At 56.0% G+C, this 14,017-nt stretch carries 9 protein-coding genes; 6 read left to right on the top strand and 3 right to left on the bottom strand.

Going from position 1 to position 14,017, the window contains the following annotated elements; genetic code table 11:
- Positions 1-202 precede the first annotated feature (202 nt).
- A complete protein-coding gene (locus DYY88_RS06095) occupies positions 203-2,746 on the bottom strand; it encodes a glycogen/starch/alpha-glucan phosphorylase (RefSeq protein ID WP_044151100.1) in 2,544 nt (847 codons plus the stop codon).
- 388 nt (positions 2,747-3,134) lie between these two features.
- Positions 3,135-4,733, bottom strand: coding sequence for a glucose-6-phosphate isomerase (locus tag DYY88_RS06100; RefSeq protein ID WP_039726011.1), 1,599 nt, complete (start codon positions 4,731-4,733; stop codon positions 3,135-3,137).
- Positions 4,734-4,995: 262 nt separating this feature from the next.
- Here DYY88_RS06100 and DYY88_RS06105 point away from each other — a divergent pair, with 262 nt between their 5' ends.
- The 5 genes from DYY88_RS06105 to DYY88_RS06125 all read left to right on the top strand — a co-directional run bounded on the left by DYY88_RS06105 (position 4,996) and on the right by DYY88_RS06125 (position 11,539).
- Entirely contained in the window at positions 4,996-6,981 is a 1,986-nt protein-coding gene (locus DYY88_RS06105) for an FAD-dependent oxidoreductase (protein ID WP_084607006.1), read from the top strand.
- 23 nt (positions 6,982-7,004) lie between these two features.
- On the top strand, positions 7,005-8,225 hold the full coding sequence (locus tag DYY88_RS06110) for an esterase-like activity of phytase family protein (RefSeq protein WP_242517575.1): 1,221 nt from the start codon (positions 7,005-7,007) through the stop codon (positions 8,223-8,225).
- A 242-nt stretch (positions 8,226-8,467) separates the two neighbouring features.
- A complete protein-coding gene (locus DYY88_RS06115) occupies positions 8,468-9,619 on the top strand; it encodes an NAD-dependent epimerase/dehydratase family protein (RefSeq protein ID WP_039726012.1) in 1,152 nt (383 codons plus the stop codon).
- A gap of 154 nt (positions 9,620-9,773) precedes the next feature.
- A complete protein-coding gene (locus DYY88_RS06120; protein WP_039726013.1) occupies positions 9,774-10,910 on the top strand; it encodes a glycosyltransferase family 4 protein in 1,137 nt (378 codons plus the stop codon).
- 101 nt (positions 10,911-11,011) lie between these two features.
- Complete coding sequence (locus DYY88_RS06125; protein WP_207223287.1) at positions 11,012-11,539, top strand: DUF4864 domain-containing protein; 528 nt, start codon at positions 11,012-11,014, stop codon at positions 11,537-11,539.
- Positions 11,540-11,634: 95 nt separating this feature from the next.
- On the opposite strand, the gene DYY88_RS06130 is transcribed toward DYY88_RS06125, so the two are convergent.
- Entirely contained in the window at positions 11,635-12,801 is a 1,167-nt protein-coding gene (locus DYY88_RS06130; protein ID WP_039726014.1) for a DNA double-strand break repair nuclease NurA, read from the bottom strand.
- A gap of 28 nt (positions 12,802-12,829) precedes the next feature.
- On the opposite strand from DYY88_RS06130, the gene DYY88_RS06135 reads away from it, so the two are divergent.
- Positions 12,830-14,017, top strand: a complete 1,188-nt coding sequence (locus tag DYY88_RS06135; RefSeq protein WP_242517576.1) for a succinylglutamate desuccinylase/aspartoacylase family protein — start codon at positions 12,830-12,832, stop codon at positions 14,015-14,017.

Below are 14,017 nucleotides of genomic sequence, written 5' to 3' on the forward strand. Positions count from 1 at the left end.
GCAAGAAATCACCTGGAAAAGACGGGGGGTCGGTTGCGGTTGATGCCAGGAACCCCAACACAGTCAAGCGTCTGATCTGGTTGGGTCTCGTGCCTCGACGCCAACCGACACGGGGACAGAGACCCGATTGCGTACTCCTCCCACACAAAAAAATCGGGCCAGATCAGGTCTGGCCCAATTGTCGTGAGACTATACCAATGACTTACACCGTCAATGAAGCCTGGGCTTGGTCATAAATCGGGACGGTGACGGGTAGAGGCTTGACTTTCCAGATGTCTTCGCAGTATTCGCTGATGGAGCGATCGCTGGAAAACTTCCCAGTGCGCGCCGCATTCAAAATCGACATGCGGGTCCAGTTGTCTTGATCCCGGTAGGCTTGGTCTACTTGATCCTGACAATCAATGTAGGCCTGATAATCCGCCAACACCACAAAGGGATCGTGGTGTAGCAGATTATCCAACAACGGTCGGAAGAGTTCTGGATCACCGTGGGAGAAGTGACCGTGGGCGACTAAGTCCAGCACAGCCTTCAGCGTTTCATTACTATCGTAATAATCCCAGGGGTTGTAGCCGTTGGCTTTGAGTTCCTGCACTTCTGGGGTCTTGAGACCAAAGAGGAAGAAGTTTTCGGCCCCCACTTCTTCACGGATTTCGATGTTTGCACCATCCAAAGTACCGATGGTCAGTGCGCCATTCATCGAGAACTTCATGTTGCCCGTGCCAGACGCCTCTTTGCCCGCAGTGGAAATCTGCTCCGACAGCTCGGCGGCAGGATACACGCGCTGACCAAAAGTGACGTTGTAATCCGGTAGGAAGACTACTTTGAGGCGATCGCGCACATCGGGATCGTTATTCACCACATCGCCGACCGACGTGACGAACTTGATCATGAGCTTCGCCATGGCATAGCCCGGAGCCGCCTTGCCACCAAAGATAAAGGTGCGGGGCGTCAGGTCAATGTCAGGATTCGCCTTGATGCGGTTATACAGCGTGATGATGTGCAGCACCTTCAGATGTTGGCGCTTATATTCGTGAATCCGTTTGACCAACACGTCGAACATCGATTCGGGGTTGACCGTGATCCCCGTGCGCCGCTGAATGTGCTCAGCCAAGTCGCGCTTGATCGACAGCTTAATTTGCCGCCACTCATGACGGAAGCCAGGATCGTCAGCGTACTGCTCCAGTCCTTTCAGCTCATGAAGATGCTTGATCCAGTTATCGCCAATCTTGCTGCTGATCAAGTTGGTTAGCCGAGGATTCGCCTGCACCATCCACCGTCGAGGCGTCACCCCGTTAGTTTTGTTGTTGAACTTCTCAGGGGACAGTTCGTAGAAATCCTTGAGAATGGTAGATTTCACCAGTTCGGTATGCAGCGCCGCCACCCCGTTGATCGAGTAGCTGCCCACGCAGGCGAGATTGGCCATGCGCACTGAGCGATGACCGCTTTCATCAATTAACGACAGCCGCTCCAGGTGCCCTTCATCGCCCATGAACTTCACCCGCACCTGATCCAAAAAGCGGCGGTTGATTTCATAAATGATCTCCAGATGGCGAGGCAGGATGCGCCCAAACAGATCGACCGACCATTTCTCTAGCGCTTCAGGCAACAGAGTGTGATTAGTAAAAGCAAAGGAGCGACTGGTGACATCCCAAGCGGTATCCCATGCCATGTCGTGCTCATCAATGAGCAGCCGCATGAGCTCAGCCACCCCGATCGCCGGGTGAGTATCGTTGAGCTGTACGGCAAACTTTTCGTGGAAGGTGTTGAGACGACGCCCACTGGTCAAGTGAATGCGGATCATGTCTTGCAGCGCGCAAGACACAAAGAAGAACTGCTGCATCAGGCGCAACTCTTTGCCCTGCACTTGCTCATCGTTGGGATACAAGACTTTGCTGATGTTCTCAGACACGATCTTTTGGTCCACCGCGCCATAGTAGTCACCCACGTTAAAGACTTGGAAGTCAAAGGATTCCGGAGCTTCGGACTTCCACAAGCGCAGGGTATTGACCGTGTTGACCTTATAACCCGTGATCGGGGTGTCATAGGGAATGCCTTTCACGATTTGAGCGGGCACCCACCGCACTTTGTATTGGCCTTGGTTGTCCACATAGGGCTCAGTGTGACCGCCCAGCTTGACGGTGACGGCAAAGCTCGGTCGGGCAATTTCCCAAGGGTTGCCAAACTGGAGCCACTTGTCGGTCATTTCGACCTGCCAGCCATCGCGGATGTCTTGGTCAAAGATGCCAAATTCGTACCGGATGCCGTAGCCGAGTGCGGGAATTTCCAAACTGGATAGGGAGTCCATGTAGCAGGCGGCCAAGCGACCCAAGCCACCATTGCCGAGACCGGGTTCTTCTTCTTGATCGATCAGGACCTGATAATCCAGATTCGATTCCTGCACGGCTTGCCGAACTTCGTCCTGAATGTCTAAGTTAATCAGGTTATTTTCCAAATGCGGCCCCAGCAGAAATTCCGCTGAGAGGTAGGAAACGATGCGGGTGTCGGGCTGCAAATAGTTCTTTTTGGAGTAGAGCCAGCGGGGCATCAGGCGATCGCGCACCACAAACGCGAGGGCCAGATAAAAGTCATTTTTCGAAGCATGTTCGGGCAGTTTGCCCTGAATGTAATACAGGTGGTCGGCTAAGGCGCGGCGTAGGGTTTCGACGCTGAGGCCGGTGCGATCGTCTTCGATCGTAATGGGACAATTTGCTAAAGGATCATTGGCTAAAGGATCAGCAGCAACCATATTTCAGATTCCTCCAAGGGTTAGAACAGGTTTTAGACAACAACGCTGATTGAGGCGTTGGACCTGGCGCTTTCACCAGGCAATCGATTAAATTTCCAGGTAAGTTTTTCGGCAAACGTGGGAGTCATGCAAGATAAAAAGCTTTCAGACACGGACAGCGATCGCGCACTGGGATAGGCAACGATCATGGCTCACAAGCTGTCACCGGGTTCGAGTACACCAAAATCAGGCAAGGGGCAGCCGTGATTTTTTCGCCACGGTAGCAAATAATCATGGTGCGTCCACTGATTTCACAACAATTTAAAGACTTGATTGCATTAACTCTGACTGTACTGAGTGCTTATGATCTCAGTGGCCACTGAAGAAACGGCAAATTCCCCCGCAAAATTTAAGACTCTGACGATGCTTTGGCCGCCACATTGAGTTTCGAGGGGGTGCGGCGATCGCCTTGCAGGGTGATGCCGCGATTGTTGGCGGCCAAGTGTCGCAGTATTTTGTACACCGATTCCACTTGGTCAGTCGCGCCCGCTTTGTCGGCCACCGTGGCCAGCGGCAGGGGCTGATCGAGCGATCGCACCACGGTCAACACGCGACGTTGCAAATCGATAATCGAAGCCGCCGCTTTTTTGCCCGCTTCGACGCCGGGTTGGTGGTAAGCATTGATATTCACCAGCGAGGCATACAGGCCCACTGCCCGCTCGTACAGAGCGATTAGCGCCCCCACCGTGCGAGGCGTCACCTCATTGATGGTGATGGTGATCGATTCGCGCTGATTGTCATAGAGCGCGGCTCGCGTGCCCTGCAAAAACCCATTCAAGAAGTCGCCGGAGGTTGCATCGGGCTCCACTTCAATGGATGGCCCTTCCCGATCTTTCAGCACTTCAATAAACGTCGCGAAAAAGTTGGGCACGCCCTCGCGGAGCTGCTGCACATAGGCATGTTGGTCGGTGGAACCTTTGTTGCCATACACAGCGATCCCCTGATGAACGACGTTGCCATCCAGGTCTTTTTCTTTGCCGAGCGACTCCATCACCAGCTGTTGCAAATAGCGAGAAAACAGCAGCAGACTGTCTTTATAGGGCAGCATCACCATGTCCTTCTCGCCTTGGCCGTTACCCGCGTAATACCAGGCCAGCGCCAGCAGCGCCGCCGGATTCGTTTTCAGATCAGCCACGCGGGTGGCGGCATCCATTTCTTTGGCGCCCACCAGCATAGAGCGGATGTCAATGCCGAGCAGCGACGCCGACAGCAGACCAACCGCTGACATTTCCGAGGTGCGGCCCCCCACCCAGTCAAACATGGGAAATTCGGCGAGCCAACCTTCCATGCGTTCCAGCTCGTCCATCTTGCTGCCAATCATGGTGATGGCGACCGCGTGGGAAGGAAAATCCAAGCCCAGGGCTTCGAAGCGGTGTTTCACTTCCAACATGCCGTTGCGGGTTTCGGGGGTGCCGCCGGACTTGCTGGTAATGAGGACGAGGGTGCTTTTCAAGTCGTCGCCCAAGCGATCGAGCACCAGATCCAGCCCAGCGGGATCGGTGTTGTCCATGAAGTAAATGTCCATCTTGGGATTGATGGGCGCGAGCGCTTCGGAGACAAACTCGGGACCCAGAGCCGAGCCGCCAATCCCTACGGAGAGAATGCGGGTGAACTGATCAGCTTCCGCTGGCTTGATAGTGCCAGCGTGAACCTGCTGCACAAAGTCGTCAATCTCATCGAGCACGGTGGTAATCTCTTGCCCCAAGTCGTCAGGGGCTAAGTCGGGATCCCGCAGCCAATAATGGCCCACCATGCGGTCTTCGTCCGGATTGGCGATCGCCCCTGCTTCCAATGCCGCCATGTCGGCAAAGGCTTTGGCAAACTTGGGCTGCAAACTTTCCACAAAGGCGGCATCAAAGCCCATGCGGCTGATATCAACGTAAAGCTCCAGCCCATCGTGATAATAGAGCCAGTCTTCGTAGCGCTGCCAGAGTTCGGTGGCGTTCATGAACACTCCTCATTTGCACTGCTCTCGTCGCGATGTGGCTGATCGGACGGGATCTGCGATCGCTTTCACCATAACCAATGGTTTTTCTGCAACCAAGAGATTTTAAGACTCCTTTTTCAATTCTGGGGAAAGTCACGGCTAACACCGCCCGCGATCGCGATCGCCCAAATTTCTCTACGGAATTTGCAGAAAAGTGCGCCAGTTCAGGGTTCTATTGCTACACTCTGAAGCACTTAGACTGACTGTACTACTCCCGTTCACAATGGCAACGCGCCGCTTTTATCGCAATCTGGCTGCTAAGCGCCGACAACGCAAGCGTCGGGCCACCTTTTTCTCGATTTTGGCGATCGCGGGGGGAGCCTTGCTGCTACAAGCGTTTCACATCGCAGCGGGCTACCTCGAAGCACCCGCCACCTTGGGCACCATTCAGCTTGGCAAAACGTTGACCGAAGGCACCACACTGATTGGGCTACAGGATGTCAAAGCCGCCAATGGTCGCCCTCAGATTTCACCATTGCCCAAAGCGGAAGAAGTGTGGGAGTGCGAGGTCGTGGTGGTGGGCGGCACCCTGGGCGGGGTCGCAGCAGCGAACCATGCGATGCGGACGGGCGCCCAAACTTGCTTAATTGAGGTGACGCCCTGGCTAGGCGGGCAGATCAGCTCTCAAGGGGTTTCCGCCATTGATGAGTCGCGAACGATGCGGCAGTTTCAAAACTTTTCCGAAAGCTGGCGCGAGTTCAAACGCTCCATTCGCAGTCAACCCGTGCGGCTGCCGGGGTGGACGGGGATGAGCGATCGCCAATTCACCTACGAGACCAATAGCTGCTGGGTCGGCTCTCTCTGCTTTTTACCCCGCGCCGGAGCCAACGCCTCAGAACAACTGTTGCAGTCGGCCTTGGCATCGTCGCCCCAAAGCCGCTGGGCCACGTCCACCGCGTTCAAAGGCGCTGCTTTCGACACATCAGGACGCAACATCACCGCCGTTTATGCGGTGCGCCGGACGCCGAAAAACGAAAATTATCTGCCCAAAGGACGGCTGTCGCAAGAGCTCTACGACTGGTATGCCTGGTCGAGCAGCGAGTTGTACGACAAAAAGCCGATTCGCCTGCAGCCGCCCGCTGGTCAGCGCATGATCGTCATCGACGCCACCGACACCGGCGAATTTATTGCCTGGGCCCAAGTGCCCTTTCGGGTCGGCTCTGATGGTAAAGACGTGCTGGATGAGCCCAACGCCCCCGTGCAGTCCAACCCCGCTTGCACCCAGGCATTTACCTATCCCTTTGTGATGGGCATTGTGGACGACGAAGGCGGCAGCAAGCAAGCCCTCGCTCGGTTAGAAACCAGCCTGCCCAAAGACGAACACCGCAATATGTTCGGCATGGAAGGGTTCCCCATGTACCACAATGGCGGCCTGTTTAACTATCGCCGCATCATCAGCCGTCAGACCGGAGAAGGCTCGGTCGCGCGCACCGCCACAGGCGAGTTGACGATGATCAACTGGACCGAGGGCAATGACTGGAACATCATGGACGATGCCCTCGTGATGACCCAGGACATGCTGCAAGATACTGGGCAATATCAAAACTGGATGGGCGGTCTATCCATTCAAGCGCTAAAAAATGGCGAAAACCATTCCCTGTTGTTTGCGGAATGGCTGATCGATCATCAAGCAACCAGTGAGTTTCCCCTGACGTTTTTGTACGGGCCAGATGCTCCCATGTGGACGCAGTCGGGGCTGAGCATGGTGCCCTACATTCGCGAGGGACGGCGCATCATTGGGCGGCCCGCCTACGGGCAAGAGCAATTCATGATGACGGAGCGCGACCTGCGGGTCGATATTGATGGCGGGCGTGAATTTGCCCCCACCGCGATCGCCCTCACCCACTACGACATCGACATTCACGGCTGTCGGTGGCGCAATTGGGCGCCCTCTTACGAGGCCACCCGCGCCAGCGTCAACGAACGGCTAGCGCGCCCCCTGCCCATTCCCCTCGAAGCGTTGATCCCCGTCGGCGTTGATAACCTGCTGATTGGCGGCAAGAGTATTGCCGGGTCGCACATTGTCAATGCCATGACCCGAGTGCACTATGGCGAATGGAGTGTCGGCGCGGCCGCTGGGGCCACTGCGGGCTGGCTCACTGAGGTCGCTCAACCCACCAACCTCACCCCCTCGCAAATTGTGGTAACGAATCAGATTGGCGATCTACAAAAATTCTTAGTCGATCAAAAACTGCGCTACTACTGGTAAGAGACGAATTCGGGATCAAAGGTGTGTGGCAAGCCAGGTTAACGAAACTGCCCTCCGGCTGGGGGCGATCGCGGCGATGGCGGTCTCTCCTGATGGGACTGGTCGCGATCGGGACGCTGCTGACCCTGACCGGCTGTGACTTGCCCCAGGTCAGCGCCGAAGAGCGGCTTTTCTTGCCCCTGCAAATTGAGCTGTTGGACGTGGCAACACTGCCTGCCCAAACGTTTGCCGACACCCCCGTCGGCGGTCTCTCGGCCCTCACCTACGATCGCCAACGCGACGTGTTTTACGCCCTGTCCGATGATCGCGGTCGCCTGGCGCCGCCCCGGTTTTACACCCTCGCGATGGCCACCGACTTCAGCACGCCCGAGTCCCCAAAAATTGCCGATATTGCCGTGCAGGCCATCACCACGCTGAAAGATCAGGCGGGTAATGAATATCCCAGCGATCGCCTTGATCCCGAAGGTATGGTGCTCTCGCCCCGCCAAACCGTCTTCATTTCCAGCGAAGGGGTCCCCGCCACCCAAACCCCGCCCACCCTCAATGAGTATGATCTCGCCACCGGACAGCTCAAAACCGAATTCCGCCTCCCCGCCCGCTTTTTACCCACTGTGCCCACCGAGGAAGAGCCGGAGCCAGCGGCACAAGGCATTCGCGACAATTTGGGCTTTGAAGCCCTGACCCTGGGACCGACCTCTAGCGCTGGAGCATTCGAACCCTTTCGCCTCTTCATGGCGACCGAATCCGCCCTCGCCCAAGACTTTGACCCCGATCCCGCCAATCCCCTTACCAACCGCTTTCTGCATTACCTGATTGGGCCGCAGCAGTCCACCTTCATCTCCGAATACGCCTATCCCCTCAGTCTCGAACCGTTGGGCACCGTGGTGAATGGCCTGACAGAGTTAGTGGCGATCGACCAAGGCGGACATTTCCTCGCCCTTGAACGAGTCCTGGGCATTCGCGGTTTTGTCATCAAGCTCTTTCAACTCGCCACAGGCGGCGCGACCGACATCTCAACGTTGCCCGCACTACCGTCGTCAGACAATATCAATCCAATTCAAAAACAATTGCTGCTGGATTTCACCACACTAGAGGTACCGGTGGCCGCGATCGATAACCTGGAAGGCATGACTCTGGGGCCACCGCTACCGGATGGGAGCGCCAGTCTTTGGTTGATTAGTGACAACAATTTTTCTGATGATCAGTCAACTCAGGTGTGGTTATTTCGCCTTGCGATCGGGTAATTAATCACAATTGATCCCGAGGCTTTCTCCACCCCAAAAAAGTTGTCGAATTTGCCTTTGCGTTTAGGGTGCTCTTCACAATCGCGGGATGTCTTAAAGCCCAGTGACTTGACCGCAATCCCTCTGTGCAAAGAAAACCCAAAGTCACAGTGCTCGAGCCGAGACTTTTTTAGGACACTATGTTTAGGGGACATAAAACTGATACATTAAGCGGGTATTGGCGATGTGTTTGATTGATTAATATGAGAGTCTTAGTCATCGGCGGCGACGGATATTGTGGTTGGGCAACGGCGCTTCACTTGTCTAACCGAGGCCACGAAGTAGGTATTTTCGATAGTCTGGTACGGCGTCATTGGGATGCACAATTGTGTGTCGATACTCTGACGCCAATTGCGCCCATCCAGACTCGTTTGCAACGCTGGAAAGATTTAACAGGCAAAGAAATTGACCTCTTTGTCGGTGATCTGAACGATTATCCGTATCTCGAAAAAGCATTGCTGCAGTTTCAGCCCGATGCGGTTGTTCACTTTGGTGAACAGCGCTCTGCGCCTTTCTCAATGATTGACCGTGAGCACGCCGTCTTGACTCAAGCCAATAACGTCATTGGCAACTTGAATCTGTTGTATGCCCTGCGCGATCATTTCCCCGACTGCCATCTAGTGAAGCTGGGCACGATGGGCGAGTACGGCACCCCCAACATCGATATCGAAGAAGGCTACATCACCATCGAGCACAACGGTCGTAAAGATACCCTGCCGTATCCCAAGCAGCCAGGCTCGTTCTATCACCTCTCCAAGGTGCATGATTCTCATAACATTCACTTCGCCTGCAAAATCTGGGGCCTGCGCGCCACCGACCTGAACCAAGGGGTAGTGTATGGCGTCTTGACCGAAGAAACCGGCATGGATGAGCTGTTGATTAACCGTCTAGATTATGACGGCGTCTTTGGTACGGCTCTCAACCGTTTCTGTATTCAGGCAGCGGTGGGACATCCCCTCACGGTTTACGGCAACGGTAGCCAAACCCGCGCTTTCCTCGATATTCGAGACACCGTCCGCTGTATTGAAATCGCAGTGAGCAATCCGGCTAATTCTGGTGAGTTCCGCGTGTTCAACCAGTTCACGGAAATGTTCAGCGTCAATGACCTGGCGAAGCAAGTGCAGCAAGCGGGCAGCACGTTGGGCGTCAAGGTCGAAGTCAAGAACCTGGAAAACCCCCGGGTTGAGGCGGAAGACCACTATTTCAACGCTAAAAACACCAGCCTGCTGGATCTCGGCTTAGAGCCGCACTACCTGTCAGATTCTTTGCTGGATTCGTTATTGAACTTTGCGACCAAGTACAAAGGCCGCGTCGATCAGAGTCAGATTCTACCTAAGGTGAAGTGGCGTCGTTAGACCGTCAATTTATCTGGTTCCGTTATCGAGAAGGGAGATTAGATTTGCCGATGTTTTAGGGCCTTTAGGGGTGTCTAGAAAACTGCGAGTCTAGTCTCTTTTTTGTTTGCCGCTAATTTTTTGTTTAAATGTCCTAGCTTCGAGTGCCAAGCCCATGCGTATTGCCCTATTTACTGAAACCTTTTTGCCCAAAGTTGACGGAATTGTGACCCGCCTCAAGCATACGGTGGAGCACTTACAGCGATTGGGGCATGACGTGATGGTGTTTTGTCCTGAGGGAGGGTTGAAATCCTACAAAGGGGCGCAAATCCACGGAGTTTCCGGGATGGCGTTTCCCCTTTATCCCGAGTTGAAGCTGGCTCTGCCGCGCCCATCTATTGGCGAGGCGATCGAAGCGTTTGCGCCCGATCTAATCCACATTGTGAATCCAGCGGTGTTGGGGATGGCAGGACTGTTTTATGCCAAGACGCTGAATATTCCACTGATGGCGTCGTATCACACCCACTTGCCCAAGTATCTGGAGCATTATGGCTTGGGCGTGTTGGAAGGGGTGATGTGGGAGCTGATCAAAGCGGTACACAATCAGGCCCGGATTAATTTGGTGACCTCGACGGCGATGCAGGAAGAGCTGACTGAGCATGGTGTCGAGCGGGTGCAGGTCTGGCAGCGAGGGGTCGATACGGAGCTGTTTCGCCCGGAACTCGCCAGCCGAGAAATGCGCGATCGCCTGACTCAAGGTCACCCCGATGCACCGCTGCTGTTATATGTGGGGCGGCTCTCGGCCGAAAAAGAAGTCGATCGCATTAAGCCGGTGCTGGAGTCGATCCCCGATGCGCGACTAGCGCTGGTGGGCGATGGTCCCCACCGCGAAGATCTGGAAAAGCACTTTGCCGGAACGCACACGAACTTTGTGGGCTATTTGGCCGGGGAAGAACTCGGTTCCGCCTACGCTTCCGCCGATGCGTTCGTTTTCCCCTCTCGGACAGAAACGCTGGGACTGGTGCTGCTGGAAGCGATGGCGGCGGGCTGTCCGGTGGTGGCGGCCAATGCCGGGGGCATTCCCGATATTGTCACCAATGGCGAGAACGGCTATCTGTTTGATCCGAAGGATGAGGGGGGAGCGATCGCCGCCACCCAGCGCCTGCTGGATCGCGGGGCCGAGCGCGAACTGATGCGCCGCAACGCCCGCATGGAAGCGGAAAAGTGGGGCTGGAACGCGGCTACCCGGCAGCTAGTTGACTTTTACACAGCAATCTTGAGCAAGAACAGCACCTTACCCACTGCCGCCTAAGTTAGCGAGTCGATCCTACAGACTGTTTACAGGGCATGTGCCCGTTGATATAGCAAGCCATTGCCAAGGTCGTTAGGCTGGTAACAGTTTTAAACTGAGGGATGGCTGTGCGGCAACGTCAGATATATACCATAGGGGGTTTGCTGGTTGCGATCGCCCTACCGTTGGCCTGGTGGGGACATCAGAAGGTTGCCCGCGCCCCCGAAGCGCCGCCTGCGATCGCCGTGTTTCCGGCATCAAAGCAAGGGCCAGCCGCCAGTCTGCCCCAAACCATGACTACGGCGGACGAAGCGGCGATCGCCGACATTATTCAGCAGCAGTTGGCAGCCTTTCAAGCCGACGACGCGGAGTTAGCGTTCAGCTTCGCCAGCCCCGATATTCAAGCCCAGTTTCAGACAGCAGATCAGTTTATGGGCATGGTGCAGACGATGTACGAACCCGTTTACCGGCCCCAGTCCGTTGAGTTTGGCGCGATCCAATTTATCCGCGGACGACCGGTGCAGGCGGTCACTGTGCTCGGCCCCACTGGCACCTGGGTCACGGCTTACTACCAAATGGAAAAGCAACCCGACGACACCTGGCGCATTGCCGGATGCGTGTTAGCCCCCGTCGAGGGCGAGACCATCTAGCAGGGGCGAGACCATCTAGCAGGGGCGAGGCATTCTCGAAGCGAAGATTCAGACTGAGCCCAAACGGTCACATCGAGAATGCCTCGTCCCTACGGTTAACGCCGCCGCAGTTTGCTCACCAGCTTGCGTGAAAACTGGACATTGAGTTTTTCGCGATCGGCCCAGTCTTGCAAAATTCGGTAAAACAGTTGGCGATCCGGGGCTTGCAGCACCGCCGTTTGGTCAGCCGTTTCGATCGCATAGGGATACCCACTGCCCACAATCACCTCCGCTTTCACCCAGTCAATGACCGTTTCGGCTAAGCCCGCTTCCCACAGCCACCGAGGCAGTTCTAGTCGGGCCGGGGGACGATCGCGGGTGGTCTGCAAATAGGTGAAAATGACTTGATCTTGTTGGTCGCCATATTTATCGAGAATGCCCTCGCGATCGCAGTGCAGCAGTGGGGTGCGATCGCCCCAGTTCATCAACCGCTTCAGCACCTGAGCATCGTGAATCGTCTCCACCGCTCTCACCTCGGGGTCGTAATGCTGTAATAGCGTCGTCAAATCGCGAGCATAGGATGTATCGATAAAACCCACGAGGGGAACCCGGTATTGCTGACTGGTGGCGAGCAGCTTCACCATCGCATTGACATAGGCGGCTTGACTTTCGGGATCAAAGGCATCGGCAAAGGTCACCACCAGCGAACCATCAAACAGCACCAGCGTCCGCTCCGGGCACCGACAGGTCTGCATATAGCCCACCAGTCGCTCCACTTCCATTTCAAAACGCCGGATATTGACCCGGCGATCCACGGGCTCGCCCTGATGATTGACCCGCAAATCATCCGGCGTCAGCACGTCCAGCGCAATGTCTTTGGTGTATTGACCATCCGGCGTGTGGGGATTTTCAAACCAGCCAATCTGAATCAGCGCCACAGGTAGCGACACGTCTTTGCTGGGAAAAATCTGCGAACCATCCACCGCAAAGGTCGTGACCCCCGATAGCTGTTCTTTCACCCACACGAGACTGTCTTCGCGATTGGCCCAGTGGTGCGGATTCGCAATGACGCCCTTCTTCACCGCCTCAAAATCTTCTAGCAGATGCGCCCCAATCCCCGCCTTGGACAATCGCTTAGCCGTTTTCGCAAAGGGCTCCTGGGTCAAGCGGGTCCAGGCGTCGCGATAGCGGTTCAGGTCTTGTCCCAAAGTCTGGTCAAACGAGGAGAGCGCTTCACGCTTCTCTTCCAATACGGCGCGAATTTGAGCAGGGCTAACGGGCATACATCCTGACCCTTTTGATTTAGGACTGATGTATTATAGTACGGTTTTCCCGATCGCATTGCCCAATTTTGCCGCGAATGCAGACGTGATGGATGCAAGGGCGGGGACTACGCCACCATCGCAACGAGCCATCCGGTGCGGCGGTGAACGATCGCGCGGCAATAGATTTGCTACCCTATGCAGACTGAATGGATGGAGTCTACTGCCGTTGGAAGGGGAATCTGCGATCGCGCCACCACCACATCCCAACGCTGATTTGGGGCGATCGCCGCTAGTCATTGGCAAAGTGGAAATTCCGCCGGGCAAGCGGGTCAAGGTCGAAATTCCCGTGACACGGCTCCCCACGGGCACCACGTTATCGCTCCCCGTGGCGGTGGTGCGGGGACGCTATCCCGGCCCCTGTCTGTGGCTGAGTGCGGCCATCCATGGCGATGAGCTGAACGGAGTCGAAATTATTCGCCGGGTGGTGCGATCGCTCAAATCGTCTTACCTCCACGGCACTGTGCTCGCCGTCCCCGTGGTGAATATTTTTGGCCTGATCGAACAGTCCCGCTATCTGCCCGATCGCCGCGATCTCAACCGCTCCTTTCCCGGCTCCGCGCGGGGATCGCTGGCCGCCCGCCTCGCCGCCATCTTTATGCAAGAGGTGGTCAGTCACTGCACCCATGGCATTGACCTTCACACCGCCGCCATTCACCGCAACAACTTTCCGCAAATCCGCGCCAACCTGCAAGACCCCACCACTTACGCCTTTGCCAAAGCCTTTGGGGCGCCGATCATCATCCATGCGGGCACGCGCGACGGCTCCCTGCGCGAGGCCGCCGCCAAGCGCCATATCCCTACTCTGCTGTTTGAAGGGGGCGAGGCGCTGCGTTTTGGCGAAGACGCGATTCAAGTGGGGGTGGATGGGGTACGGCGGGTACTGGCGTATTTGGATATGTACACCCTGGATGCGCCAACCCAAGTACCGCTCGCGATCGAATCCTACGAAACGAAATGGATTCGGGCCTCGCGAGGGGGCTTTTGGCACCGTAAAGTGGAGCTCGGCCAGCGGGTCAGCGCTAAAGAAACCCTGGGATTTGTCAGCGATGCCTTTGGCGATAAACCCACCCCCGCCCGCAGTCCGCTCAATGGCTACGTCATCGGCTACAGCCAAAATCCCCTGATCCACCAGGGCGACGCCCTCGTTCACATCGCCAAAGTTACACCTAGCTAG

The organism is Leptolyngbya iicbica LK, from assembly GCF_004212215.1.
Classification (GTDB): domain Bacteria; phylum Cyanobacteriota; class Cyanobacteriia; order Phormidesmidales; family Phormidesmidaceae; genus Halomicronema; species Halomicronema iicbica.